Raw genomic sequence first — 25,721 nt, forward strand, 5'->3', positions numbered from 1 at the left:
AATGACGGTTAGGTCATAAATTCGTGGACTTGGTTGCCTGAACTCAACATATACGTTTTACCATATATGCAAACCACAACCAAGCAATAAATAGCACCTGTCAGTATGCAGGACTAGTACTGTATTATGATGGGGATTACGCGAAGGGGTTCGGTTAAAAATGACTTTATGACTGAAAGCAGCACGCAGCACTTTATTCAAAACCAGTCCGGCACACAGCTTGGCCTAACGCACTTCCCTGCCAAACACCCAAGCCAAGGGCCTGTCATACTTGCCCACGGTGCGTTTTCAAATAACCGGTCTCTACGTGGCCTTGCGCAACACCTCAGTGAGAACGGCTTCGATAGCTGGGTATTAGACTTCCAGGGCCACGGCCATAGCGCACAACCAGAAAAGCCGCCCAGCTTTGAGTCGATGTGCTTAGAAGACTGCGAAGCGGTTTTATCTTTTTTGAGCCAACGATGCCCGACTGAAAAAATCAGCTGGGTCGGCCACAGCGGTGGCGGCTTGGCCATCCTAATGTATCTAGCGCGTAACCCAGAGCTAATCGACCAGTTCAACACCATCGTCACTCTAGCCAGCCAATCAACCCACGCCGCAACCACACCCTTGAAAAGAAGCAGCATACGCTTGTGCCAACTTACAACGGCCCTACTCGGATTTGCGCCGGGCAAGCGCCTCAAACTTGGCCCTGAGAACGAGTTCGGCCCCGTGATGATGCAATGGTATCAATGGAGTTTGAGTGGAGAATGGCGTGGAGCAGACGGGTTTAGTTATACTGACGCATTAGCCAATATCCAGCTGCCCTGCTTAATGTTTTCCGGAAACGGAGATCGATTGATTGCGCCACAAGCAGGCTGTCGTCAACTATTTGATAAGCTCGGCAGCACAAATAAGCAGTTTATTGAATGTGGCATTGAGTCCGGCTTTATTGAAAACTATAACCATGCCCGCATCATCAGCTCGCGTAATGCATCAGAAGATGTTTGGCCAAAAATTTCAGCATGGCTAAACACCTATAAAAATTAAATACGCTCACTCACAACTTTGCCAGCTTTGAAATAGAACGCGCATAAAACATTTTTTAGAATCGTTTCCAAACGGTTGACGTATACTACTAAGCCTATGCTCAGATCACACATTATTAGTCTTCAGCTCATTTTTCTGTTGAGTTTTCTCCTGCTAACGACGGGACTGCACGCGGCTGAAAACGGCTCCGTTCCGGTATTGGACTGGAATGAATACTCACGCCAGCTTGATCAGGCAGATGAGTTACTGAGCAAAAATCTGGACGACCAAAAAGTTCTCAGCAAGCTTACAAGCGATGCTCAGCCCATTATAAAATACGCCGATGCGTGCATTCAGGAGCAGGAAGCCAAGCTCGCCAAAGTCGTCGAGTCGATTAAAAGCTTGGGGGTTGCCAGCTCCTTTGATGAGTTGGATGCTCCCCGCAAAAAGCTTGAAGCCGATCAAGCTGATATCGAAAAAACACTAGCCCAATGCCGACTCCTAAAGCTCAAAGCCAGTGACTTGCAGGAACGCGCCTATAAAGCCGGACAAACGCTACTGCAACAACACCTATTCGCTCAGGGTTCATCCGGCTTTGACTTCATCTCTGAAATTATCAACAAGCCAGAGAGCCTGATTGAGGAAAGTGTCCAGATCGGCGTGAGCCTCTCCACACTTCCGATAAACCTGAGGAATACGTATCAGGCATTGGCATACGGCCTACTCGGCATGTTCATTGGTTTGTTCTGGAGCATTCACAAACGGCGGCAATCCGAATCCGGTAAACAAGAACCAGAACTCCTCAAGACCAGCCCCGCGCTAGCAACGGTCTGGAATAGCACCATTCGGGTGGCTCCCTTCCTGTTCTTCTTCGGCGCGACCCGTTTATATTTCATATTCTCGCCACCTGAGCTGCCGATCATCACCGAGGTATCCGGCATCTTGCTGGTATTTACCATCAGCTATGCCATTTTTCGGGCCATGATACGCCCAAAAACGCGGCTAAATGGGTTTAATCCGCTATTACCCGGCACCAGTAAAAAACTGTTTTTCTGGGGGAAATTACTTCTCTTAACCTTCCTGCTGGCCTTGCTGCTCAAAGCCATCCGCTTTCAGGATATTAGCCATGGTCATCTAAGCGGCCTGCTGATTATCTTGCTAAAAACCCTCGCCAGTTTTGCCATGATGCGAGTGCTATGGCTACTGCGCAAACACCTTAATGTGGTTCGTGACTGGTATCTTCATCTGGCCGGCATCACCATTTTACTAGTCTCCGTTATCGCGCTCTGGCTGGGCTATAACAACTTTGCCGCCCTACTGTTTCAGGGCGTTTTCGGCACGATTTTCATTCTGCTGATTGGTTGGTTATTGATGCGTATCCCTGTCGAGCTGTTTGATAGCCTCGATGATGCCAGCGGGTCATGGCAGCAAAAGCTACGCTATAGAATGGGGCTGGTTGAAGGCCAGATTGTGCCAGGTTTAATCTGGCTGCGACTGGCGCATTTGCTGGTTGTTGGCAGCGTGATTGTGATTAGCCTGCTCAGCTTGTGGGGGATGTCTGAGCAAAGCATCAGCTTAATGTTATCCGGCATTATGGATGGCTATGAGATCGGTGGATTTACGCTGGAGCCCATACGGATTCTTAGTGGCTTATTAATACTCCCCGCCGTCATGCTGCTAACCCAGTTTGTAAAACGCAGCTTATCCACCAGCTGGCTAAAACGCACTAACCTTAGCCGTGGCGCTAGAGATGCAACGGTAACCATTACCGGCTACACCGGCGTTGCGCTGGCAATCCTGATCGGGCTTTCGGTGGCGGGGATTAATCTGGGTAGCCTGGCCATTATCGCCGGAGCCTTATCGCTGGGTATTGGTTTCGGTTTACAGAATATCGTTAATAACTTTATCTCCGGCCTAATCCTGCTGTTTGAGCGCCCGATTCGTCGCGGTGACTGGATTAAAGTGGGTGTGTCGGAGGGTTATGTCAAAGACATCAGCATCCGCTCGACCGTGATTCAGACCTTCGACCGTGCCGATATTATTGTGCCGAACTCGGAGCTGATCTCGACCCAAGTAACCAATATGATGCTCCACAACCAGTTCGGACGCATCATTGTTCCACTGCGTATCGCCTATGGCACCGATACCGAACAGGTAATGAAAATCCTCATTGGCGTGGCAGAGAACCACCCGCTTGTGCTGCTTGATAATGAGGATATGCCTATTCAGGCCTTATTCCGTAGCTTTGGTGATAGCGCGATGAACTTTGAATTACGCTGCCATATTCGTGATGTGGAGCTGATTATCGTCACCACCAGTGAGATTAATCTGGCTATTGATAAAGCGTTTCGAAAGGCCGGTATTAAAATACCACCGCCACAGCAAATTATTCGAATGGCACGTAATGATTATCAGGATGTAGAAGAGCCTTAAGCGACTGCCGCGACTAAGGCATTGCTATTTACTTGATCAATCAAGCGAATGACCTTGCCTACTTCCTGATCATCAAACACACCAAACAAGCCCTGATCATGAATATTCGTAAACGGCGGCTCGAACAACATCTTTCGGTCAATCGTTCCGTTTTTGGTGAGATGAGTAATAATCGTGTTAATGAATGTCATCTGGTCAGCCCGCAGTGTTCCGGCCTGAATAAACTCAGCAAATGCCCCCTGAGCTGCCGCCACATCAAGCCCCACAATGCTACGGATAAACTCGCCCAGTGGCTTATCGCCATAGTGCTGAAGATAGTCCTCCTTAGTGCCCACAGTCACGCCATCAAATAAAATAGTCTCCAGCGACTGAATATCCAACTCCGTAATCGGCTTATTAAATTTCAGCTTCTGTATCACCAAATGATCATTATGGTTTCGCACATAGGAAGCTACACGATCCTGATAGCTCTGCAAGCGGCCATAAGCCGGCATTAGATCATGCTCCTTCACTGCAGAATGATCCAAGGTATCCTCAAACTCAGTCCGCACATTAGCCTGCTTTTCTTTATCCAAATACTTCATCAGGTCACGCAAGGCAATGCGCACCTCATCCAAGCGATTTACATTCACAGCCTGCCAAAATATCTCAGTCTGAAGCGACTTAAGTAGTGGAACCTGCCGACCAACCTCATCAATATTTTGCTTCTTCAGCAACGCCCCAGCGATGGAATTAATCTTAGAAACGTAGCGCTCAGTGCTATGCGCGCCACTGAGTAACGCCAGCTGATAATTCAAAATCAATACATCAAAACGGCGTGCCAGCTCATCATCTTCAGCCGCAGGCATTACAAGGCCCGATAATGAGCTATTGATCTCAGCCATATCGGTTTTCGATAGATTCTGCCAACGCGCTGCCTCGCTAAACTCGACAACCATCCTCAATTTGGCCTTTATCACAAAACGCGACCGATCCATCGCCGCTACAGCCCGCTGCAACTCACTCAGATACGTCTCACCCAAAGCCCGCAGCTCATCATTACTATCCGCCTTTTCACGAATCAATAAGCCCAGCTCCAGCTTCGCCTCAAAAATTTTCTGCGTCAGGCTCTTCACCAGCTTGCCTTCAATACCTTCTGGATTAACATCAAAAAACTCAAAATTCTGGCAATAATCGAAAATCAAAAAGTGCTCTTTATCCTCACCCGGCCCAAATAAATCAGGGCATAAACGCGTACCACGCCCAATCATCTGCCAGAACTTCGTCGAGGACTTCACCTGCTTAAAGAACACCAGATTCACTACCCGAGGCGCATCCACACCGGTATCCATCATATCGACCGACACCGCAATCTGTGGGTCATTATCCGCATACTTATCTGTGAATATCTCTAACAGGTTTTGCGCCTTAGACTCATAATTATCAATCACCCGCAAGAAATGACCCGAGTTAGAATGCTCATGAAAATTGAGATTAAAGCGTTCTTCAATAAACAAAGCATGTTCATGATTCTTAGCGAAGATAATCGTTTTACCCAGCCGGTCGCCACCCTGAACTTTAATGCCATTATCCATCAGGTAAGCCAACACCTGATCAACCGTATCCGTGTTAAACAGCCACTTATTTAGCGCGGCACTACCAATTTCATCCGGCGCTTCGCCAGCAGTAGGGTCACCAAATTTCTCTTCGTATTGCTTCTTCTCTTCTTTTGACAGCTGATTGTATTTAATCCCCTCACGCACAAACTTCAGTGGCACAGAGATCGCTTTTGGCGGCACCAAATGCTTCTCGCGCACCGCACTATCCAGCTCATAAGCAAAGGTCGGGTTATCATCCTGAATACCAAACAAGCCATAGGTATTGTGGTCAACCTCAGTCTTAGGCGTGGCGGTCAGCCCCACCACCATGGCATCGAAATAGTCAAAAATAGCGCGATACTTTTGATAAACCGAGCGATGCGCCTCATCCACAATAATCAGATCAAAATTACCCACGCCATAAAACCGCTGCCCACTCTCATCCAAGCGATCAATCCGGTTCATAATCGTGGGATAAGTTGAGAACACCAGACGCGTGCCTTCCGTCTCCTTATCTTTGGTCAAATCAATCGCCGTAAGGTTTGGCAGGGTTTCATTAAACGACTTTTTAGCCTGCGCCACCAAAGCATTGCGATCTGCCAAAAACAGTACTCGCTTCACCCAGTTGCACTTACTAAACATATCGACAATTGCCGCCGCCGTTCGCGTTTTACCGCTACCCGTGGCCATCACTAATAAGCTGCGGCGAGCACGCCCACGTAGCTCGCCATTGGCACTCATCGCCACACTATTTTCCGCAACGCGGGTAACCGCCTCCAACTGATAAGGACGCCCTTTTCCCGCAATCTCCGGATTCACCGTAAACTCACGCGGGTCGGTACGAGTGCGGCGGCGATCAATCAGTAGTTGCAACTCATCCTTGCTATAAAAACCCTGCACCTCCCGCTCAGCATAAAACTGGTCATCCCACAGAAAGGTCTCAAAGCCATTACTGTAAAAAATCACCGGACGTTGGCCATGCATCGCCTCCAAACAATCGGCGTAAAGCTCCGCCTGGTGCTTACCTTTACGCGCATCCGACAAACTCTTTTTAGCCTCGATCACCGCCAGCGGCAAGGCATCATCACCCCATAGCACATAATCGACAGAACCAGCACCACTGGGATTGGTACTAGCAGGCATACCACGCACTTTGTACTCCAGCTCATAGCCTTCACGCAGATTATCCCAGCCACTTTCCTGCAAATTCACATCAATATAACGGCGACGCGTGTCTGCTTCCGACTCCTCCAGCGGCACCGCTGTTTTAATATCAACCGACTGCTCACGCTGCAACCTCAAGGCTGCCATCTCTAGCTTTGATTGCTCCAGCTCAGCCTTAAGCTGCTTATTTACTTTGGCGTGCTCCGCTAGCTGTTCTTCAGCCTTGCGCATCTCGCGATTTTTATAATCAAGATTATCCTGAAGCTTCTTAACGCGCTTCGCATCATCCTTACTACTTAGCTGCTTAGTCACCGGTCGCGGAATCAGCGCCTCATCAAACACCTGCGACTTAGGCTCTTGCTTGCCGTAATAAATCGCCAAATGGCGCAGAAACCGGAATAAATACTTAAGCGAAGCCAGTCCATTACTTTCACTGACCTTCTTGCCATGAGCCGCTTGGTTACCGTACTTACGCACCAGATGCAGCTCACTTAGTAACGTCTGATTAAACTGCTCAACAAAGCAATGCTCCAGCATCAGCGAGTTCAAATCGGTTTGCCAAGGGCGAGTGAGCTTTCGGTCATGTTCGTAGAGCCAGTTAATGGCATTTTCCAAGGTACTGCGGCAAAAAATGGCGGTGGCCGTTGGAGAGTCAAATGCAAAGCGCTCGGCCTCCAGCACGTCGTCATAGAGCTGCGGGAAGTCTGCTTTGATGAATGTGAAATTGCTCATTAGGAGGCGTTACCTTTTAGTCTTTTTCGAAGACTTCACGTTAGTGATGACCGAGTTTTGAACACATATTACAGCTAATGAGGGGGACGGCCAATGGTTCTATAAAAACGCTTCGCCTCCTGCGTCGGAAGGCGCTTGTTTTATAGAACCATTGGCCTTTGTGGTGGCGGCGAGTTTGGTTTATCTCTGGAATTTCTATGGTGTAGGTGTCATTTAACTCTGGAATTTTATAAGTCTGGTTATGAAACAACTCAGTAAAAACCAAACTCACTATGCTTTTTGGTGATTTCTCTGCTGTCTTATCAGAATTTTTCAGACTTTGGCGCTACGTTTAACATACCAACAAACGAAAGGAGTGGGTTTTACACAGAGGGATCAATTGTGCACGCAGTGCGTGCACAATGTTTTGATCAGAAAATGCTTCCGAAAATTTAACTATGAGTTTTCTCTTGAGAATAGCTCAATATACTCACGGAACAGGTATAGGCGATTTCGACGCTGCCCCGTCATTTCTGATAAAACGCCTTGTTCTACAAGATCCGCAATAAATGCCCCTGCGGTATTTGGTGCGACATCAAGATAACGCCCCACCGTTTTTGCATCAATCACAGGTTTTTTATACAGATATCGCATCAACTTTTGTGCATTATCCTGACGGCGCATAGTGAAACGTGGCAAGACCTCTCTCTCTATCCGCTCTTTTAGAATGAGAATATTCTTAAAGACTGTGATTGATGATAAAGCCGTTTCCTCCACGCCATGCAAGAAGAACACCAACCACTCATATAAATGGTTTCCCTCTCTTACAGCCATTAAGTGGTCAACATAAGCGGTCTTATGTCGCTCAAAGTAATCTGAAAGGTAAAGTGCTGGCTTTGACAGAATCTGCTCAGACGACAAATAGAGTGGGATCATCAAACGACCCAAACGTCCGTTGCCATCAAGAAAAGGATGTATTGTTTCAAACTGATAGTGAGCAAGAGCTATTTTCACCAACGGTGAAACATAGTAAGTGTCTTCATGAAGGAATTTCTCCATATCACTCATCAGATCAGGCACGCGATTATGATGAGGAGGGACAAACGCAGCATTTTTAAGACTGACGCCAATCCAGTTTTGACTGGTCCTAAATTCACCAGGATGCTTTGTCTCACCTCGCACACCTTGTAGCAAAATTGCGTGTGTTTCTTTCAGCAAGCGATTGGATAATGGCAGTGTTGATAGGCGTTCAACAGCAAAATTCATGGCTTGGATGTAGTTTTGCACTTCATCCCAATCATTGCGCTTTTCAGGTGAAACATCATCGGCATCCTTGAATACATCTTCAACATTAGTTTGCATACCTTCGATTCGACTTGAGTATGTTGCCTCTTTTGCAACATACATCTGAATAAAAAAGTCGACATTCGGCACTAGTTGCGAGAAGGCATTCAGCTGTCCGAGTGCGCGATCTGCTTGGCTGATCAACCGTTGTATCTTCGAATCTGAAATCATCCATGCTTGGTTGATCGATGATGGAAGGAAGCTTTCATATTGATATTGAGCTTCATAAGCTCCCGCTTGATAGTCTGATAAATTCATATGTCAGAAAACACCTAGTTTCTAGAATAAGAAATATCTTAGTGCAAGTTCTTGCAATAAGAAAAACTTTATTTCAGAAACTACCTACTTTTCTAGAATAAGAAATACCTTAGTGCAAGTTCCTGCATTAAGAAAAACCTTATTTCAGAAAATACCTACCTTTCTAGAATAAGAAACACCTTAGTGCAAGTTCCTGCAACATTGCGCAGACAGTGTCTGCACAATTCCTTAGCTTTGTTTAAGTGGTTAGGTGGTTAGGTGACGACAGTGCTTTGGGTTAACTCGCCTTTGAAGGCTCGTTGTAGCAGGATATTGAAAAGCGCTTCAGATTTTTCCAAGGCAGCTTGGGCTTGTTGTTTTTGTTGTTCAATGAGTTGCAAATGTTGACCAAACTGCATCTGTAAGTTGTACGGCGGCAGTGGCACGATAAGTTGTTTTAATTTCGCTTTTGATATATTCAACATAGAACCACTACTTCCTGTTGCTACCTTCCTCAAGTTTTCTCTGAACCCATCATGACTCAGTAAAGACTTTATATACCAATTAGCAGCTTTGGATTGTTTCAAGTCCAAGCGCCAAATTTTATCTGGTAAGAACAAGTTTTCATAATCGGCATCAACAATGCAGGTTGCACCGACAAGCTCGTGAGTGTTTGCCCGGCTAAATAGCAAGTCGCCCTCTTGCGGATGAATTAAAGCTTTAGGTACTTTAGAACACTCAACAACTTTGTATTGGTTAGAGTTAAAAAAACCTGATGTTACAGCGCTAATTTTTATAACTGCTTTCTCATCAGGTCGTAATGCCCGCTCATCTCCCCCAACACTTTTACCGCCGAGAATATCATCAAGACAATTACTAAAAACGGTTACATCCCACCCCTTCGGATTATTCACAGGATCACCAAACATCTCCAAAAACAGCGACTGACCAAGCGCAGTATAGTGCCCAATCAGCTGCTGGTCTTTTTGTCTTAACTGATCCGCCGCATCCAAAATGGCGGCAATTTTTTGTTGCTCAGCCAAAGGTGGAAGTGGGATTACTCGCTTTTCCATTCCTCCCTTTGTTGCATGGATCATTGCAATTCCATTTCCCTCTGATTTTATCTCAGCTGAAATAGAGCCTAGTAAATAGTATAGGTAGTACTTATCAATATCTGGTGACGTCAGGATCTTCCAAATGTGATAGTGGTATATGACTTTTGGCCCATCCCATATTTTTGGACCAAACGATGCTGACCATGCAAAAAGAAGGTCGCCCTTTTCGCAATACTTGTCTGCGGGTAATTCGAGATCGGAATAGTACCAACCTCGATTTGAAAAAAAGTTACCAACACGAAGAACTGGTACTGGACCAGAGTCTAATAGCTCATTTTTCTTGTAGGCTCTACCGTTGACAAGAGTTGCAACATCACCCAGTGCTACCCACTTCCAGTTTCTCGGCAGCTTATTCAAACGTTCACTCACGCTAACAACTCCTTCAAAACCCGCAAAGCCTCAGCCCGCTCTTTATCCAATGCTTCTATCTCAGCAATAATTTCCGCTGGCGGCGCATACTCCACTTCCTCATACACGACTTCTTTATAGCGGTTGATGCTCAAGTCCCAATCGTTTGTTTCTATTTCTTTAAACGGGACTAAAAAGCTGCGGTCGGTGCGTTCGCGGTCAGTTTCCTGATCACGTTGTTTAAAGCGTTGGATAATATCGGAAATATCGCTGTCTTTTATCTCGGCGCGTTTGTCATCGAGGCTAAATCCATCGGCTTGCATATCGTAAAACCAGACATTGTCAGTGCCGCCGTTATTGGTCTTGGTAAACACTAAAATCGCGGTGCTAACGCCAGCATAGGGTTTAAATACCCCGCTGGGCATGGAGATCACAGCATCGAGTTTGTGTCCTGCAACGAGGGTTTTACGCAGTTGTTTGTGCGCACCGGATGAGCCAAACAGTACGCCATCGGGAACGATTACCGCGCAGCGGCCACCGATCTTCATCATGCGCAGCATCAGGCCAAGAAACAGCAGTTCGGTCTTTTTGGTTTTGACGGTTTTAAGTAGTGAATCTTCAACACTATCGTAGTCTAGCGAGCCTTTGAACGGCGGATTGGCAAGAACCAAGCTGTACACATCACGCTGGTCTGCATTGGCTTCGCTGAGTGCATCGCGGCCCAATAGGTTTGGGTTTTCGATGCCATGCAGCTGCAGGTTCATCGCGCCGATACGCAGCATGGTGCTGTCAAATTCGATACCGGTAAACATGTCGCTGTTGTAGTGTGTGCGAAACTCTGGCTCATGAAACACATCAGGCTTGTGTTCATGAAAGTACTCGCTGGCAGCGACTAAGAACCCGGCTGTACCACAGGAAGGATCGCAAATCGTGTCTTCCTGATTTGGCTCCATCATCTCAACCATCATTTTAATAATGTGGCGAGGTGTTCGGAATTGGCCATTGGTGCCCGCACTGGCAATTTTTGACAGCAGGTACTCGTAGAGGTCGCCCTTGGTATCGCGATCGTCCATTTTGATCTTGTCGATCAGCTGCACGACAAGGTCCAGTAGTCGCGGCGAGGGGATCATAAAAGTTGCGCCCTTCATGTATTTCGCAAAGACACCCGCTTCACTGCCTAACTGTTTCATCAACTCGAAAGCCGTTAGGTTATCGGCGTCGAGTTGTGGCTGTGTAAACAGTTCAAACAGCTTGTCTGGGTCTTCGTTTTTAAAGCTGTGCCAGCGCAATTTTTTGTAGGCCGGTGCATAGATGGGGTTTTGCATTTCGATGCCCATCATGTTGGCTTTTTTCTCTTCCAACAGTTGGTTTTCATCCAAACGACGCAGGAATAGCAAGAATGTGAACTGCTCAATAACCGTGAGTGGATTGGAGATTCCACCTGTCCAAAACGCTTCCCAAATTTTATTAACTTGGCTTTTTAATTCACCGGTAATCATATTGTATGCTGCTAGCCTTTGTGGGTTGTTGTACGTTGTACACGCTTGAAAGGTGGGTAGTATAACGCTTCTGGCCTATTTTATAGGCAATTGTCGTTGGCGCTTAAGGATACCTTAGTTGAGAAAAAGAGCGACCAGCCAGCACCGCTTTACGCTCAATCGCCTACGCTGATTCTATCCAATTGTGCTGCTCAAGAAACTCCAGAAATGCTCGGGTACTGATCTTCCTGCAATTATCAGGCAGTACAAAACTGGTTCGCGCAATCTTATGATCTTCAAACAGAAACACGCCGATTTCTGGTGGCTGTGTTAGCACAAACTGCTGCATCAGTTCCTGAATTGCTAGTTCGCCCAAATTTGACTTACGGGGATTCTGCCCTGCACTCAGGGCAGCAGAGTAGCGCTGATAAGTCTCTGACTGCTTCACCGGAATAGTATGTTCAGCAATCCAGTCAGAGATCTTTTGGCTAGTCGGCGTATCATTGCGGGTAACCTCATGAACGACCATATCCACTAATTGAACAGACCAACCGGGCTTGAACAGCACGTCTAAAGCATCAGCATAGGCCAGAGTAATCAGCGGTCCTGCATCAGCAATTAAAATAACATTCATAGTGCAGACCTCAGTTTAGTAAATCGTTGAGATCCGCCACCATTTTTGCTGTTCGATCCGGAGATAAACGAGGCATTGGTAAGTGCGCTTTAGCCATAAGAAGAAATAAGTCCTCCTCGTTATCTAAGCCCAATACCTCCATCGTCGCAATATCCTCCGCTTTACCCAAAGAGAAGTTAACCAAAGCCTGATAGTTATGAATGCCTGTGCTTTCTGCCGCTTCGAAGGTTTCAACGAGATAGCGCAATTCATTGCTAAACAAAGCATTCACAGAAGTATCGTGCTTTGCTGCAATAACCTTTGCGCGACGCAGAAGGTCGCGCTCGACTGACGCCGTAAAATTAACAGTGGCTGATTTCATAATGTTACATCCAAATTAAACACATAATTAAGTGTAACACATAAATATGTGTTTAATGAATCTAGACCCTACCCTAAATTCCCCAAAAAGAAATCACGAGCCCGCCCATACATCTCCAGCGCCAATGCCGGATCATAGCGATCGCCCTCATCCCGCATAAACGCGTGCACCGCATTCAACTCTAGCCACTGGTAGTTCAAGCCCGATGTTAAAAAGATACTGTAAAGCTTCAAGCGCCCTTCAGCTGGCACGTGTGGATCTTGTTTACCAAACACCATAAACACTTCACCTTTAATATCGGACGAGCGGCTTAAGGTATCGTTGCCTTGCTGGCTCGGTATTGCGCCACTGTGAATATCGGTGGCGTATAAGCAGAAGGCACTTTTTATTGCAGGGTTGATAGCCGCGCGGAACGCCAAATGGCCACCCAAACATACACCCATCGCACCTATTTTTCCTGTGCAATAGTCTTGCTGCGAACAGAAGTCGATAATGCTTTGTGTGTCGTCATCGTGGGCTTCCAGTGGCTTTTCAAACTTGTCGTTATTGCCTTTGTCTTTACCGCTGTCGTCGTAACCGAGTACGGTGCCCATCGGGTTAAGTTCGTGAAACACTTCGGGCACAACAACCACAAAACCTAATCCCGCCAGTAAGTTAGCGCTTCGTGCAATGGGGGCGGTGATTTGAAAAATTTCGGAATAAAAATAATGGCAGGAAAAGCGCCTTCTTGTTGCGGACGAAACACCTGAGCTTGCATCGGGCCAGTCGGTGTTTCTAATTGTATGTAATGGTTTTGCGTTTGCATTGTTTACTCCGGTATTTGTGTCTTTATTAATTACTGTCGATATTGTCAGGCAATTAAACCATCAGGGCAAAAATTGACTGCAGCACATATAAATTCAGCCCTGCCGTATTATAAGCGGATCAGTGATTGGCCTACTAATAGCTTCCCAATCACAGCACTGATTCTGTCACCATAAAGATAAAGACTCTCAAGCCAATGGCGGCCAAACATCACAACAAGTGGGCTCTGAGGGCAAATAAACCACCCAAACCGGCTCGCCAACAAAGTGATTGACCACGGTAGAGTCATAGGTGAATTTCATACTGCGCACGGGCTCGCCATTGGCCTCAAAGCGAAAATACACCCGATACATCGGCGTGGAGCCTTTCTGTTGCTCACCATAACGATGCACCGATTCAATCTTGCCTTCCGTCGGTATGCCGTCTTTCAGTCCACGGTGGCGCTTGCGAGCTATCCAAAAATTACTGGAGAGCGCCAAGCCAACTAAAAATAAGACTAGCGCAGTCAACGCCGATTCGCTCATCACTGCGATTGCAATAGCAGATACCATCATCAACACGCCAACCCAGGCAGAGATAGCGTAGCGTCCATAAAGGCGCATCAGGAATTGACGCGGGAGCGCGCGTGGCGTTACAGGTGGCGGATCGCCGAGGTCAAGGCTAGGTGGCGGAGGCAGCACTCCGCCGCAGGTGGTGCAGTTAGGATCGGTGGGGCGCTCATCATAATGTACCCCGCACCAACCACAAGAAACGTGCCCTTCCATTTGCTCTCGCAACGACTCACCACCACTTTCAAACAATAAGCCCTGAGACTGTATTTGCCGATCGGCGGCATCAGCCAACTTTCCCGCCAATGAGAATTTAGGCAGCGCAAGGTTAAGCCGCTGAGCGTCCCCCGGGACTTCCGCCAGCATCAATGAGTGACCGCAGTTTTCACAGCTTAATCGTTTGTCAGCAACCTGATAAAGGCTCTCGCAGGAGTTACAAATCACCGCGCCTAGAATATCGGCTTCCGAACTGGATGTTTGATGGGCGTCCATCGCGCCTCCTCATAAAAATACATTAGAGTAGTTTCATTATAGTCACAACTTTATCGCCTCTGGGGTCTAAGGTGTTTTTAGCATCCGGCGGGTACCTGCCTTTCTTGATTAAGGTCAAGACTCTAATCATGCAAAATCCCTACGCTAAGCGCTCTAGAATCATCTTCTGAGTAGTTATCATGAGCGTCAACTTAGACAATCCAATCACCGACTTTTCAGGCTGCCACGATGGCATCCTTTTAGAATTCAGCAAACTCAAAGCCCTACCCAAATTACTGGGCCAGCTGGATACTTTTGAAGAGGCACAAGAAACAGCCGCAGAGTTACGCCAGTTCTTTGAGAAAGTCGTTAAGCCACATCACGACGATGAGGAATATGAGTTATTTCAATCGGTGCGTGAGTCGCTAAAAAAGCATCCTGAAAGTGCCATGCTGGCGCGTGGATACATTGCCCGATTGATAGAAGAGCATCGCTATCTGGAGAAGTGCTGGAAGAATATTGATAAGACGCTGAAGAAAATCACCAAAGGCAAAACCACGGAGCTGGATATCCCCGCACTCACGCAGTTCGCAGAGGATTATCTGGCGCATGCAGAGTTTGAGGAAGCGTATTTTTTGCCGCTAGCTGAAGATATATTGAGTGATAGCGACAAGGCTAAACTCGGCCTGTCATTGCATATTCGTCATCTGGAATATCCAAACCAGACTTATATCTAAGCCACTATAAAAAACGCCGCAGACTGATTTTGTAGTCTGAGGCGCGATGAAACCAGTCTTGTCAGGGTTTAAAAATCGACTGAGGGAGAGTTTCGATTTTATGGTTTGCTACTCCATGAACCAAGACTGGTTAATAACGCTGTTAGGCTAGCCACAGAGCAGCTTCAAGCCTTTACCAAGGTCAGATCAAAGTCCACTTTCAGGTAAGCATCATTCACATTACCTGACAGCTCAAAGCCATTCGGAAAGCTTCCTGCTGACATGATCTGGTAGCGCATCACTAAATCTTCACGCACGCCAAACACTGTATCCTGATCTAAATAGGGGTCATCTTCCGGAAATACTTCAGTCACCAGATTCCGATAGCCCTCGGCTTTTACAATAAAATGCAAATGCGAAGGACGCCATGGATGACGACCGCAAGCATTCAAAATATCCCCCACAGGGCCATCGGTTGGCACCGTGTATTCCACCGGACGCACCGAGGTAAAGCCATAGCGCCCATCAGCCGCCGTGGTTTGAATACCATGAAACGAATAGGTTTCCTGATCAGGGTCTTGGCTGGAATAAAGCCCATTGGGAGCCGTTTGCCAGATATCCAAGGTTGCACCCTCAATCGGTTCGCCATCCACGTTTTTGACCATGCCTTCCACCAATAACACAGGGCCGGGGAAATCACCTTTCATGTCGCCGCCAATGGCTAATGGAGGCGAGCCAGAGATATGAAATGGCCCTAACACGCTGGATGAAGTGCCCTCAGAACGTGAGTTAATCATATCCACCAGTGACGACAGCCCCAGCACATCCGACAGCAATACAAACTCATGGCGTTCTTTATTGGAGATCTCGCCCGCGCGTTCAAGAAATGAGATGCCCTGCTCCCACTCGGTATGGGTCAGGCTCACGTCTTTGGCAAAGTCGTGCAAGTGTGTCACCAAGGAGCTCATCACCTCACGCAGGCGCGGGTTCACGTCCGGCCCCATATAACTGTTGAATACATCGGTGAGATTGTCTTTGTTTACATCACGCATTTTATTCCTCCACGTTGACGATTGCGCGGGCCTCTAGCCATGGCAATTTAAATAGTCAGATTGATGTTAGTTATGCTTTAAAAAGTCGGATAACAGCTTGCCGGTTTTACGGTAATGGCTGAGCAAATCCGCCACAGCTTGCTCTTCATTGCCGCTTAAAATGTGGTCGAGTAGCTCCTTGTGCTCATCACCCACCTTGCGCTCGGCTGACACATAAATGCCGGAGACATTGCGATAGCGAATGTTCTGATCATAAAGTTGATCGCACACTTTCAGCAAAATCGACGAGCCACAGGCCGAGAGCAGGCTCATGTGAAAGGCTTTGTGGCGATCTTCCCAATCGGCATTTAAGCCGCCTTTTTTTGAGGTGCGAGATTTGCGCCGCAGTCGGTGATGCGCCAGTAGCACACGCTCTTCCCAATCCCGATCTTTAGCTTGCATGGATTGGCGCAAGGCAATTTCTTCCAGCCAACAGCGGGTTCTGAGTAGCTCATCAAAGGCTTCGGAATTGATGTGCGAAACCCGAAAGCCCCGTTGATCAATTCGCTCAATCAGCTGCTCCGAAGTCAGCAGGCTCAAAGCTTCCCGCAAGGGGCTGGCACCCACACCAAGCACCGTACGCAAGCTCTCTATTTTTAACTTTTCACCGGGCTTAAGATCCCCCTCAATAATCATCGAGTAGATCCTGCGAAAGGTCTGAGTCGTCAGCGATGAAGTACTTGTCTCTACGGCAGTCATATCATTCCCCTCGTTAGTTAACGTCATCCCAAAATAAACAGGCTAAGCTGCGGGAATGCGATCAATAGCACCAGTACGCAGAGCATCACAAACGCAAATGGCAGCGCACCGAGGAACACATCTTTTAGCGCAATGCGGTCATCATTGAGCGAGGCTTTGATTACAAAACAAGATATTCCCAGCGGTGGCGTGAGTAGCCCGATTTCAGCCCCAACCACCGTCACAATACCGAACCACACCAGCGATAAACCCATGGGCTCAATCAGCGGTAAAAACAGGGGTACGACAATTAGGATGATGGATGAGGTATCCAGCAGCGTGCCCAAAAACAGCATCAGCAACACATAAACCACCATAATCATCAGCAGTCCGGCTTGGCTGTTTTCCATAAACTCACCCAGCTGATTGGGCAGTCCGGCAAGCCCGAGCATGCGGCTATACACCGACGCGGCGGTAATCAGAAACAGGATGGTCGCGGTGATGTGGCCAGTTTCGATCAGCACTTCCCAGAACTGCTTCCAGCTCATGGTGCGGCGCATGAGCGCGATGACTAGTCCGGTGAGCGAGCCGGCAGCACCGGCTTCAACCGGCGTCATCCATCCCGTGTAAATGCCACCGAGTACAATGGTAATTAGCGTGAGTGTTGGCAGGGTTTTGGAGGCGACTTCACGTAGCGGCATGCTCTCGTAATCGGAACTGGGGCGGCCACCGACAAACTTTGGAAAAAACCGCCCCATAAACCAGATTGCAGCCACATAAGACACGGCCAACATAAGGCCCGGCACCACGCCCGCTAAAAACATATCCCCGACCGATTGCTCGGCAACAAAGGAGTAAATAATTAGCATGGCAGACGGCGGAATAATCATCCCCAATACCGAGGAACCCGCGACCACCCCAACGGCAAAGCGTGGGTTGTAATCGTACTGCATCATCTGCGGCACAGAGACTTTGGCAAACACCGATGCGGATGCGATTGAAGAACCTGTTACGGCGGCAAAAACTGCATTCGCTCCCACCGTCGCCATGCCGATGCCACCCTTGACGCGTCGGAATCCATTATTCATTACGCCGTAAATATCGGTACCTAAACCCGCCTTGGAGACCATCAAGCCCATAAAGGTAAATAAGGGAATGGTGGCGAAGGTGTACTCCATTGCGCTGTCGCCAATGGCGATTTTTAGCAGATTGAGGGCCAGATCAAAGTTGTCCCGCATCAACCAGATCGATACAAAGGAGACCGAGATCAGCGCAATCGGAATGTACACGCCGATATAGATCAGGAACACGATGGCAGCAACCGAGATGGAGCCTATTTCGATGGGTGTCATGTCAAAGGTACCTTATGGTTTCTTGGTGGGGAGAATCTTGAGTAAAAAGATGACGGTACATAGGCCGGCACTGCATAAAATGGTGAGCTTGATGGGCCACCACGGCGCAGTGAAAATACCGGGAATACCAAAGAAGTCCTTGCTTTCCCACATCTCGATAAACTCGGGAAAGATGGCGATGGTGATCAATGCCATCACGCTGGCAGAGATGGTATGGATAACAAAATTCATCACAAAGGCGACGCGCGGAAAGTGATCTTTCATCATCAACAGCAAGCCATCTGAGCGGGTTAAGCGCCCTACTTTAATCACGTCGGGCAGTTGCAAAAACACGATCAGCACCATCGCAAACTGGACGACTTCAACCGCGCCGCGAAAAGGCATATTAAACAGTCCGCGGGCAAAAATATCGTAGTTAACAATCACAACCAAGCCCAATACCATCAGGGTTCCAACGACATTGGCCAGGGTTGCTATATTGTTCGTGATCTTTGACAGACCCGAAAAAGCATTCGTCAGCATTCGATTATTTTCCTCTTTTTCAGGTGTGTGAAGTGGTTCACGAAATGAGTTATTGATGGGCCTTACTTAACCGTCCAATCGCGCACGCCAACAAATCCGGCATCTTTTAGCTTGCCGATATAGGCGTTGAGCATTTCAGTGCCGGCTTCGCCGCGCTTATCAAGATTGGCAGCCCACTCCGCCGCAAGGTTCGGCATGGCGTTCGCCCAAGCCGCACGCTCTTCGGCGCTGACTTCGATGATTTTTCCGCCGGCAGCGACATAGGCTTGAAGGCTTTCTGCGGCGCGGTCCATGGCAATATTGGCGATGTGGTCACGGTAATCGACAGCCACTGCCTGCAAGACTGTTTTGACTTCATCCGGCAGTTTTTTCCAGTAGGATTCGTTTACTGTTACGGTCTTGGTATTGACCGCGCCCAAGTTAGCGTTGAGCATAAAAGGGGCCACTTCGGCGATTTTGAAAGTCTTCGCCGCTTCCGGCCAAAGCATGGCGTAATCCACCAGACCCGTTTGCAACATATTGTAGAAGTCGGTCAGACCACCACGCACTCCGGCGGCATCTTTGATCCCTTCGATATACCGCAAGTTAGTCCCCGCACCCGCGACTTTGCTGCCCTCCAAACTTTTGATCGAGGTGACATCTTCCTTGCCAAACATTTGATAAGTATCGAGTACTACGCCGGTGGCTAAGTACACTTGACCTTGCTTTTTGAACTCGTTTTGCATCGCTGGGTATTCTTTAGCAATCTCATCAATGGCTTTAGCCACCACGCGAGCATCCGCCGCTACAAATGGCGTCACTGCCGATAAACTTTGGCTCGGTAGTTTGGAGGAATGGAAAATAGTGGTCACGATACCGATGTCGCCCAAGCCCAGCTTGATGCCTTCCAGTACGCCTTTTGGCTTAACGATGGAGCCGCCGTAATTCTCCCGCCACTCCATTTTATAATTGCCGGTCACAGCCAGGCGCTTATCCACTTCCGGAATGAAAAAATCCGTAAATTCCTTAACCCACAACGCACGATCAGGATAGCCATCAATCACCGATACTTTAATGGTCTCCGTTGCAAATGCCGGACTGATAGACAAGCAGGCAGTTACCACGCCCAGGCTCAGCATGGTCTTTTTAATCCATTGATTCATTGTATTTCCTCCAATGGGACGCAGGTCCCGTTTACATCAGGCGCCATTCAGGAGAAACCCGACAGCGAACTCTAGCCCTCATTGCCTCATAGAAAACTGCACACTTTTTCAAACGGGAAACGCGGTAATTTCTGGAATAATGCGGTCTCATCGGCATAGCCGAGGTTGCAAAGAAAGTTTGATTTCCAACCATTCTCAGCGAAAAATTCTTGATCGACGATGGCATTGGAAAAGCCAGACATGGCTCCGACATCAAGCCCCATAGCGCGGGCGGCAATCATAAAATACGCGCCCTGCAAGGTTGAGTTGCGATACGCCGTGTCATGGCAATATTCTGGCTTGCCATCAAATAGTGGTGTGCGATCTTCATGCGGGAATAGGAAGCTTAATTCTCTCCAAAACTCAGGGTCCCAGGCGATAATGGCCGTGACTGGCGCATCCATCATCTTGTCGATATTCTTCGCTTTGAGTGACTTGGCTAGGCGCTGTTTACCTTCTTGACTGGTCACAAATACAAAGCGCGCGGGGCAAGTATTCATACTGGTCGGGCCAGCAATGGTGATGTCGTAGAGTGTTTTGAGTAATGCTTCAGAGACCGGCTTATCGGTCCATGCATAGTGGGAGCGGGCATCTCTTAAAATCAGATCGATTGATGCATCGTCCAGTTGGGGTTTATTAGCGCGCACCTGCCGCACGGTTTCCTGTGCTGCTGCTCGTGCCTGTGCTAATGCTTCATCGCTTAAAGCCATTGGTATCCCTCACTGACTATTTCAGGATGAGACGTTATTGCTTGGGTACCTGACTGAGCAGTGCCTGAAATAACCGCACCGCTCGTTCGTTATCTGCCTTAGTACTTTCTAACATTCCGCCTCTTGTTTGCTTTTTATTTTTGACGATTATCTGATACATTGTCAAATAAAATCGATTTTAATTATTAAAACTTAAAAATGAGGACAAAATTATGCCTAACTGGAATGAATACAAGCAAGGTGCAAAGCAACGTGGCGCATTAGCCTTAGAACTGTTTGTCGTGGAATCAACCGCTGCGCAGTCGCCAGAGCAAGTAAAAGCCACGCTGCCAGAACATTTAGCCTATCAACAAACGCTGGAACGCGCAGGGAGATTAGCCTTCGCAGGCCCAACGTCTGATCTTTCAGGTGAGCTAATGGAAGGTTGCGGGTTGATCATTTATCGTGCCGATTCAATGGAAGAAGCCCGACAACTAGCCGATGCAGACCCAATGCATAAAACCGGTGCCCGCAGCTATACCCTACGCAAGTGGCTGATTAATGAAGGCTCTTTGTCATTGACAGTTGGCTTATCAACTAATCAGGTCGATTTTAAGTAAATGCTTTACGGGCGACGGCTTTAAAATAACGACAATAATTAATATTTAATAAAAATATCGATAATTATTTGAAAAAGTCTTTCGCGTCGACTATTCTCAAGGCTCTACTTTTTGGAGGAGTCTTGAAAATGAATAAGCTTATTAAGAATTTTTTGGCGATTACGAGTGTTGCAATGATCGCCAGTTCTGTTGCGATCGCAGAAGAGTACCGCATCGGTACTGCCAGCCTAGGCGGTGCCTTCTACCCTATCGGTCAGAGCATTTCCAACCTGGTTAGCAAGCACACCGATGGTGAGATTTCGATGGTTCCTGTGGTCACCGGTGGCTCGGTGCAAAACCCAAGATTAATTCACTCCGGCGAAGTTGAAATCGCCATCACCAATAACAACCTCAGCTTGTTAGCCACGAAAGGCCTTGGCCCTTACCAGAAAACCGGCAAGATCGAAATGAGCGCAGTGGCTGCACTTCACCCCAGCGTATTGCACATGATTGTGCTGGCTGATTCCGACATTAATACCATTGAAGATTTGAAAGGTAAGAAGGTTGCGGTTGGCCCAGCCGGTGGCGGAACCTTAGGCTTTATCAACTTCCTGCTGCCCCTGCACGACATGGAAATGGATGATATGACGCCAAGCTTCCTGTCGTATTCCGATGGCTTTAGCCAACTCACCGATGGCAATGTGGACGCTGCATTTGCACTGTCTGGCTATCCAGCAGGTGCCGTTATGCAGGCCAGTGCCGGTAACAAACTCAAGTTCATTTCATTCTCTGCTGGCATGCTCGATAAAGCCACTGAGGCGAATAAAGCGTTTAAAGCGGTCACCATTCCTGCTGAGGTTTATGGCACTGAAGGCGATGCCACTGTGATCGGTGTTAACAACATGTTAATCGCCCCTAACTCAATGAGTGCCGATGTAGTTGAGAAGATTGTCGCGGCTGTATTTGATCATTTAGATGAGTTCAAAGCGGAGAACTCCAACGCCAAGCAAATTGATCCGGCGGCTTCTTTAAGCTTAGCTATACCGCTACATGAAGGTGCTGCAAGATACTTCAACAAGTAATTTAACCACCACAGTCAAGCAGGCATGAACATGTCAAATAACCAATCACTTAAAACCCTCGCGACCAAGGCTAACCTACTGTATGTAGTGGCCTTTGGCTTGGGGTTATTTCACTTACTCGTTGCCGCAGGTATGCTCAATATCTCGACAATGCCAATGCGCTTAACGCATATATTACTGGCCTTTTCGCTATTGTTTGCGATGAAGCCGGTCTCCAAACGTTTAGCCGGAACGCGCTTTAATGCGGCGCTCTCTGTCACGCTCATTGTGGCTGTGATTATCGCCAGCTTATGGCTGATCTCGCGCTGGAAGGAAATTGCCTTTAGCGGTGGCGAAACTGAAACGGCAGACTTCTACGCCGGAGCAGTGATCATTGCTTTGGTCTTTGAGGCGGCGCGTCGCGGTATCGGTTTAGTGCTGGCATCGATCACATTGTTATTCTTTAGCTATCCGTTTCTTAGCCCTTATTTACCGGGTGTGCTGAGTGGTCGTGGCTATAGCTTTGAGCGCATCGTAACCTTTCTCACCACCAATACGGAAGGTGTTTACGGCATCCCGATTGGGGTCGCGGCCAGCTATATTATTGTGTTCACCATCTTTGGTGCATTGCTGTCGCGGTTTGGCGCGGGTGATTTTTTCTTTGAAATCTCGGTGCGCATTACGCGTGGATTGCGCGCGGCTAGTGCTAAATCGGCTGTATTGTTTTCGACTTTGATTGGTATGGTTTCCGGCTCTGCGGCCGGCAATGTGGCAGTCACCGGCACCGTGACCATCCCCATTATGAAGCGCGAAGGCTATGAGCCTCATCAGGCTGGAGCGATTGAAGCGGTGGCCTCTACGGGTGGGCAGCTCATGCCACCAGTCATGGGCGCTGCGGCTTTTATTATGGCTGAGATTGTCGGCGTGCCTTATACCGAGGTGATGTCTACTGCCCTGCTACCTGCCCTGCTGTTCTTTGGCTCTGCGTTTTTTATTGTGCATTTACAGGCGGTGAAATCAGGCATTAAGCCGGTCACCAAACGTCAGGATGATGGTCGTCCACTGCGCAGTGTGCTGTTACAGGGAATGCCATTTATAGCCACGTTTGCCACCTTGATTATTTTGATGCTGATGGGGTATTCGCCGTTTAAAGCCTCGATGTGGGCCATGGTGGTATTGATTGGTTTGGATCTGTTGTGGAAGCGTGAGATCAACAAAGCCTTCTTCGAGAAATTGGTCGGAGGTATTAGTGAAGGGGCTAAAAGTGTTGTCACTATTTCAGCCGCTTGTGCGGCAGCGGGGATTATCTCCGGCATCTTAGGCATTACCGGCTTAGGTTCCAAAATCGCCTTGTTAATCGATACGGCGGCGGGTGGCTCACTGGTGCTGGCACTGGTGTTTACCATGTTCACCTCGATTATTTTGGGCATGGGATTACCCACCACAGCGGCTTATTTGATCTTGGCAACGGTTGTGGCACCGGCACTGGTTAAGCTCGGTATTCCTGCACTCACCGCTCACTTCTTCGTCTTTTACTACGGCTGTATTTCAACCATTACACCGCCGGTGGCACTCGCCTCCTATGTGGCGGGAGGCATCGCGGGAGCCGATATTAATAAGGTCGGTTGGACCGCCGCCAGTTATGCAGTCACCAGCTTTGTATTGCCGTTCGCATTCTGTTTTGGCCCTGGATTATTGCTGCAAGGCGACACTCTCCAAAACGTCATGGCAGTGATGACAGGCTTTGCCGGTATCGCAGCGATTGCGGTGGCAGTTATCGGTTGTATGTTTACGCCGCTCTCCTGGCCGCTACGGATTGCCGCCGGTATTGCTGGGTTCTGCTTGCTATTTCAAGGCTGGGCTACCGCGGTTATTGGCATCCTTGTGTTTGCCGCTCTCTTTTTATATCAGCGCACTGCCAAAGTCGCGCAACCCTCATTTTAGAATCAGTTAGATAGGAGTTTATCTACTATGCGTGAATTTAGACGCGTTGTTACCGGTCATGATGAAAATGGCCAAGCCGTAATCGAATCCGATCAAATTGCGACCCATATTCTGGAGCGCCCGAATCGCCCCGGAGTACGGCTAACTAACTTTTGGTTATCCAACAGCACACCTGCCGAATACGATGGCGAGACTGAAACCTGCGAAGGCCCGTTCATTCTGCATCCGCCTAAAAATGGCAATGTGTTTCGCTGCGTAGAGTTCTTACCGGAAGACCCAGAAGTAATGGCGAAGCTGGACGGTAAAGCGGCATTTGCCGAAATGGGCGCTGGCGATAATATCGTTGAAAATGCCCGTCATCCTTGGATGCATCGAACTGATTCGGTGGACTATGGCATCGTTGTATCCGGCGAAATTTATATGTTGATGGATGATGAGTCGGAAGATGTACTGCTGAAAGCGGGTGATATGGTGGTGCAGCGTGGGACTAATCATGCCTGGGCGAATCGTGGGACTGAGCCTTGTGTGATTGCCTTTGTATTGGTTGATGGCGTGACGCAATTGGATGCGCCGGAAGCACATCGCAAGGGTATTCCGGTTCGCTAAACACTACTTAGCAAGCCTCAGTTTTTAATGCTGAGATATTTCGGGAGCCAGCTATTTATCGGCTCCCGAATACTGCAAGTCTCTTTCCTTGATAGATACAAACCATGATCAAGTATGTAATATCATCATCTACCATAATGATGAGTACATTTTGTAATGATCAATCCTGTCTGGTTACGCAGCTTTTGCACCTTAGTAGAGGTTGGCCATTTCACGCGAACCGCCGAGCGTTTACACATGACGCAATCCGGCGTCAGCCAACATGTACGCAAACTTGAAGATCAAGTGGGACAAGACTTACTGATTCGCGAGGGTAAGCAATTCATTCTCACCGATGCAGGCGAGCGCTTATACCGCGAAGCACGGGTTATTATTCAATCTCTATCTAATCTTGAACAACGCGTCAGGGATGATCCCGCTGATGAGGGCTTAGTTCGGGTCATGTCGCCCGGTAGTGTGGGCCTCAAACTCTATCCGCACTTATTAGCGTTGCAACAACGCCATCCCAAGCTCGTTATTGATTTTCGCTTTGCGCCAAATGCCGATATCGAGCAATCGATTGCAGAGCATGAAGTCGATATTGGCTTGATGACCTGCCCTTCAAGTTTGGACTCGGTAAATGCAAAACCTGTTGCCGAAGAAGCTTTATTGCTAGTGACACCAAAGGCAATTGTTGAGCCGAGCTGGGAGCAATTATTGGAGCAGGGGTTTATTGACCATCCTGATGGCGCACATCATGCGGGTTTGCTGCTCAGTGCTAATTATCCAGAATTCCAACACAGTAATTTATTCAAACAACGTGGCTTTTCAAATCAGATTGCTTTGATTCTTGAGCCGGTTAGCATGGGTTTGGGTTTTACGGTACTGCCCGCTTATGCCGCGGAGGCATTCCAGAAACCTGAACTGATTAACACCCATCGGCTGACTAATCCGGTGAGTGAAACACTCTATCTTGGCACCAGCCGTGAGAAATTCATTCCTAATCGCGTGAAAACGGTCATTGTCGAAGCGAAAAAATGGTTATAAAAAGAACAATCTTAATTGAATTA

23 protein-coding genes are annotated in these 25,721 nt (G+C 48.0%); 8 read left to right on the top strand and 15 right to left on the bottom strand.

The features are described 5' to 3' along the window. Window positions 1-168: 168 nt before the first annotated feature. Together LEUMU_RS0109740 and LEUMU_RS27920 are read left to right on the top strand one after the other, a co-directional pair. Window positions 169-1,029: an alpha/beta fold hydrolase gene (locus LEUMU_RS0109740; RefSeq protein ID WP_169446400.1), complete on the top strand. Its 861-nt coding sequence runs from the start codon at window positions 169-171 to the stop codon at window positions 1,027-1,029. Between the two features lie 138 nt (window positions 1,030-1,167). Further along, window positions 1,168-3,441: a mechanosensitive ion channel domain-containing protein gene (locus LEUMU_RS27920; RefSeq protein WP_169446403.1), complete on the top strand. Its 2,274-nt coding sequence runs from the start codon at window positions 1,168-1,170 to the stop codon at window positions 3,439-3,441. On the opposite strand, the gene LEUMU_RS0109755 is transcribed toward LEUMU_RS27920, so the two are convergent. From LEUMU_RS0109755 to LEUMU_RS0109790, 9 genes are all read right to left on the bottom strand, one after another. Then, entirely contained in the window at window positions 3,438-6,914 is a 3,477-nt protein-coding gene (locus tag LEUMU_RS0109755; RefSeq protein WP_022952103.1) for a DEAD/DEAH box helicase family protein, read from the bottom strand. The two genes, LEUMU_RS27920 and LEUMU_RS0109755, sit on opposite strands and share 4 nt — an antisense overlap. A gap of 435 nt (window positions 6,915-7,349) precedes the next feature. Further along, window positions 7,350-8,495, bottom strand: a complete 1,146-nt coding sequence (locus tag LEUMU_RS0109760) for a Fic family protein (protein WP_022952104.1) — start codon at window positions 8,493-8,495, stop codon at window positions 7,350-7,352. Between the two features lie 254 nt (window positions 8,496-8,749). Then, window positions 8,750-9,958 (bottom strand): restriction endonuclease subunit S, encoded by a 1,209-nt coding sequence (locus tag LEUMU_RS27925; RefSeq protein WP_022952105.1) that lies wholly within the window; start codon window positions 9,956-9,958, stop codon window positions 8,750-8,752. Next, the gene (locus LEUMU_RS0109770) at window positions 9,955-11,436 is read right to left on the bottom strand and encodes a class I SAM-dependent DNA methyltransferase (RefSeq protein WP_022952106.1); all 1,482 of its coding nucleotides are present in this window, start codon (window positions 11,434-11,436) and stop codon (window positions 9,955-9,957) included. Before LEUMU_RS0109770 ends, LEUMU_RS27925 begins: the two co-directional genes overlap by 4 nt. A 163-nt stretch (window positions 11,437-11,599) precedes the next feature. Next, a complete protein-coding gene (locus LEUMU_RS0109775) occupies window positions 11,600-12,049 on the bottom strand; it encodes a PIN domain-containing protein (RefSeq protein WP_022952107.1) in 450 nt (149 codons plus the stop codon). Window positions 12,050-12,059: 10 nt separating this feature from the next. Next, complete coding sequence (locus tag LEUMU_RS0109780; protein ID WP_022952108.1) at window positions 12,060-12,410, bottom strand: hypothetical protein; 351 nt, start codon at window positions 12,408-12,410, stop codon at window positions 12,060-12,062. Between the two features lie 68 nt (window positions 12,411-12,478). Beyond that, window positions 12,479-13,042, bottom strand: coding sequence for a dienelactone hydrolase family protein (locus LEUMU_RS25500; RefSeq protein WP_425411594.1), 564 nt, complete (start codon window positions 13,040-13,042; stop codon window positions 12,479-12,481). 5 nt (window positions 13,043-13,047) lie between these two features. Then, the gene (locus LEUMU_RS29160; RefSeq protein WP_245570696.1) at window positions 13,048-13,215 is read right to left on the bottom strand and encodes a hypothetical protein; all 168 of its coding nucleotides are present in this window, start codon (window positions 13,213-13,215) and stop codon (window positions 13,048-13,050) included. 187 nt (window positions 13,216-13,402) lie between these two features. Beyond that, a complete protein-coding gene (locus LEUMU_RS0109790; protein ID WP_022952109.1) occupies window positions 13,403-14,254 on the bottom strand; it encodes a DUF3592 domain-containing protein in 852 nt (283 codons plus the stop codon). Between the two features lie 179 nt (window positions 14,255-14,433). Between LEUMU_RS0109790 and LEUMU_RS0109795 the strand changes: the two genes are divergently transcribed. After that, on the top strand, window positions 14,434-14,970 hold the full coding sequence (locus LEUMU_RS0109795) for a hemerythrin domain-containing protein (RefSeq protein WP_022952110.1): 537 nt from the start codon (window positions 14,434-14,436) through the stop codon (window positions 14,968-14,970). A 164-nt stretch (window positions 14,971-15,134) separates the two neighbouring features. Here the strand turns inward: LEUMU_RS0109795 and LEUMU_RS0109800 are convergent, their stop codons facing one another. The 6 genes from LEUMU_RS0109800 to LEUMU_RS0109825 all read right to left on the bottom strand — a co-directional run bounded on the left by LEUMU_RS0109800 (window position 15,135) and on the right by LEUMU_RS0109825 (window position 20,483). Then, window positions 15,135-16,001, bottom strand: a complete 867-nt coding sequence (locus LEUMU_RS0109800) for a dioxygenase family protein (protein ID WP_022952111.1) — start codon at window positions 15,999-16,001, stop codon at window positions 15,135-15,137. Window positions 16,002-16,067: 66 nt separating this feature from the next. Continuing rightward, a complete protein-coding gene (locus LEUMU_RS0109805) occupies window positions 16,068-16,739 on the bottom strand; it encodes a GntR family transcriptional regulator (RefSeq protein ID WP_022952112.1) in 672 nt (223 codons plus the stop codon). Window positions 16,740-16,762: 23 nt separating this feature from the next. Further along, window positions 16,763-18,070, bottom strand: coding sequence for a TRAP transporter large permease (locus LEUMU_RS0109810; protein WP_022952113.1), 1,308 nt, complete (start codon window positions 18,068-18,070; stop codon window positions 16,763-16,765). 12 nt (window positions 18,071-18,082) lie between these two features. Then, window positions 18,083-18,592 (bottom strand): TRAP transporter small permease subunit, encoded by a 510-nt coding sequence (locus LEUMU_RS0109815; RefSeq protein WP_022952114.1) that lies wholly within the window; start codon window positions 18,590-18,592, stop codon window positions 18,083-18,085. 62 nt (window positions 18,593-18,654) lie between these two features. Next, window positions 18,655-19,734 carry a C4-dicarboxylate TRAP transporter substrate-binding protein gene (locus LEUMU_RS0109820; protein ID WP_022952115.1) on the bottom strand — a complete coding sequence of 360 codons (1,080 nt, stop codon included), beginning with the start codon at window positions 19,732-19,734 and terminating at the stop codon, window positions 18,655-18,657. 86 nt (window positions 19,735-19,820) lie between these two features. Beyond that, window positions 19,821-20,483, bottom strand: coding sequence for a malonic semialdehyde reductase (locus LEUMU_RS0109825; protein WP_022952116.1), 663 nt, complete (start codon window positions 20,481-20,483; stop codon window positions 19,821-19,823). A 212-nt stretch (window positions 20,484-20,695) separates the two neighbouring features. Here LEUMU_RS0109825 and LEUMU_RS0109830 point away from each other — a divergent pair, with 212 nt between their 5' ends. The 5 genes from LEUMU_RS0109830 to LEUMU_RS0109850 all read left to right on the top strand — a co-directional run bounded on the left by LEUMU_RS0109830 (window position 20,696) and on the right by LEUMU_RS0109850 (window position 25,698). Beyond that, complete coding sequence (locus LEUMU_RS0109830; protein WP_022952117.1) at window positions 20,696-21,082, top strand: YciI family protein; 387 nt, start codon at window positions 20,696-20,698, stop codon at window positions 21,080-21,082. Window positions 21,083-21,210: 128 nt separating this feature from the next. Continuing rightward, window positions 21,211-22,143 (top strand): TAXI family TRAP transporter solute-binding subunit, encoded by a 933-nt coding sequence (locus tag LEUMU_RS0109835; RefSeq protein ID WP_022952118.1) that lies wholly within the window; start codon window positions 21,211-21,213, stop codon window positions 22,141-22,143. Between the two features lie 30 nt (window positions 22,144-22,173). After that, window positions 22,174-24,066 (top strand): TRAP transporter permease, encoded by a 1,893-nt coding sequence (locus LEUMU_RS25505; RefSeq protein ID WP_022952119.1) that lies wholly within the window; start codon window positions 22,174-22,176, stop codon window positions 24,064-24,066. A gap of 27 nt (window positions 24,067-24,093) precedes the next feature. Continuing rightward, entirely contained in the window at window positions 24,094-24,672 is a 579-nt protein-coding gene (locus LEUMU_RS0109845; protein ID WP_022952120.1) for a cupin domain-containing protein, read from the top strand. 156 nt (window positions 24,673-24,828) lie between these two features. Then, window positions 24,829-25,698, top strand: coding sequence for a LysR family transcriptional regulator (locus tag LEUMU_RS0109850; RefSeq protein ID WP_022952121.1), 870 nt, complete (start codon window positions 24,829-24,831; stop codon window positions 25,696-25,698). The last annotated feature ends 23 nt before the right edge of the window (window positions 25,699-25,721 follow it).

Source organism: Leucothrix mucor DSM 2157, assembly GCF_000419525.1.
Lineage (GTDB): Bacteria > Pseudomonadota > Gammaproteobacteria > Thiotrichales > Thiotrichaceae > Leucothrix > Leucothrix mucor.

Bases quoted from the DNA above. Each gene is read 5' to 3' on its own strand.
- LEUMU_RS0109835 (WP_022952118.1), top strand. From the start codon at position 21,211: ATGAATAAGCTTATTAAGAATTTTTTGGCGATTACGAGTGTTGCAATG.
- LEUMU_RS0109825 (WP_022952116.1), bottom strand. From the start codon at position 20,483: ATGGCTTTAAGCGATGAAGCATTAGCACAGGCACGAGCAGCAGCACAG.
- LEUMU_RS0109830 (WP_022952117.1), top strand. From the start codon at position 20,696: ATGCCTAACTGGAATGAATACAAGCAAGGTGCAAAGCAACGTGGCGCA.
- LEUMU_RS25505 (WP_022952119.1), top strand. From the start codon at position 22,174: ATGTCAAATAACCAATCACTTAAAACCCTCGCGACCAAGGCTAACCTA.
- LEUMU_RS0109760 (WP_022952104.1), bottom strand. From the start codon at position 8,495: ATGAATTTATCAGACTATCAAGCGGGAGCTTATGAAGCTCAATATCAA.
- LEUMU_RS0109795 (WP_022952110.1), top strand. From the start codon at position 14,434: ATGAGCGTCAACTTAGACAATCCAATCACCGACTTTTCAGGCTGCCAC.
- LEUMU_RS0109770 (WP_022952106.1), bottom strand. From the start codon at position 11,436: ATGATTACCGGTGAATTAAAAAGCCAAGTTAATAAAATTTGGGAAGCG.
- LEUMU_RS0109815 (WP_022952114.1), bottom strand. From the start codon at position 18,592: ATGCTGACGAATGCTTTTTCGGGTCTGTCAAAGATCACGAACAATATA.
- LEUMU_RS0109790 (WP_022952109.1), bottom strand. From the start codon at position 14,254: ATGGACGCCCATCAAACATCCAGTTCGGAAGCCGATATTCTAGGCGCG.
- LEUMU_RS0109780 (WP_022952108.1), bottom strand. From the start codon at position 12,410: ATGAAATCAGCCACTGTTAATTTTACGGCGTCAGTCGAGCGCGACCTT.
- LEUMU_RS0109820 (WP_022952115.1), bottom strand. From the start codon at position 19,734: ATGAATCAATGGATTAAAAAGACCATGCTGAGCCTGGGCGTGGTAACT.
- LEUMU_RS0109800 (WP_022952111.1), bottom strand. From the start codon at position 16,001: ATGCGTGATGTAAACAAAGACAATCTCACCGATGTATTCAACAGTTAT.
- LEUMU_RS0109850 (WP_022952121.1), top strand. From the start codon at position 24,829: ATGATCAATCCTGTCTGGTTACGCAGCTTTTGCACCTTAGTAGAGGTT.
- LEUMU_RS29160 (WP_245570696.1), bottom strand. From the start codon at position 13,215: ATGCAAACGCAAAACCATTACATACAATTAGAAACACCGACTGGCCCG.
- LEUMU_RS0109740 (WP_169446400.1), top strand. From the start codon at position 169: ATGACTGAAAGCAGCACGCAGCACTTTATTCAAAACCAGTCCGGCACA.
- LEUMU_RS0109805 (WP_022952112.1), bottom strand. From the start codon at position 16,739: ATGACTGCCGTAGAGACAAGTACTTCATCGCTGACGACTCAGACCTTT.
- LEUMU_RS0109755 (WP_022952103.1), bottom strand. From the start codon at position 6,914: ATGAGCAATTTCACATTCATCAAAGCAGACTTCCCGCAGCTCTATGAC.
- LEUMU_RS0109775 (WP_022952107.1), bottom strand. From the start codon at position 12,049: ATGAATGTTATTTTAATTGCTGATGCAGGACCGCTGATTACTCTGGCC.
- LEUMU_RS0109845 (WP_022952120.1), top strand. From the start codon at position 24,094: ATGCGTGAATTTAGACGCGTTGTTACCGGTCATGATGAAAATGGCCAA.
- LEUMU_RS0109810 (WP_022952113.1), bottom strand. From the start codon at position 18,070: ATGACACCCATCGAAATAGGCTCCATCTCGGTTGCTGCCATCGTGTTC.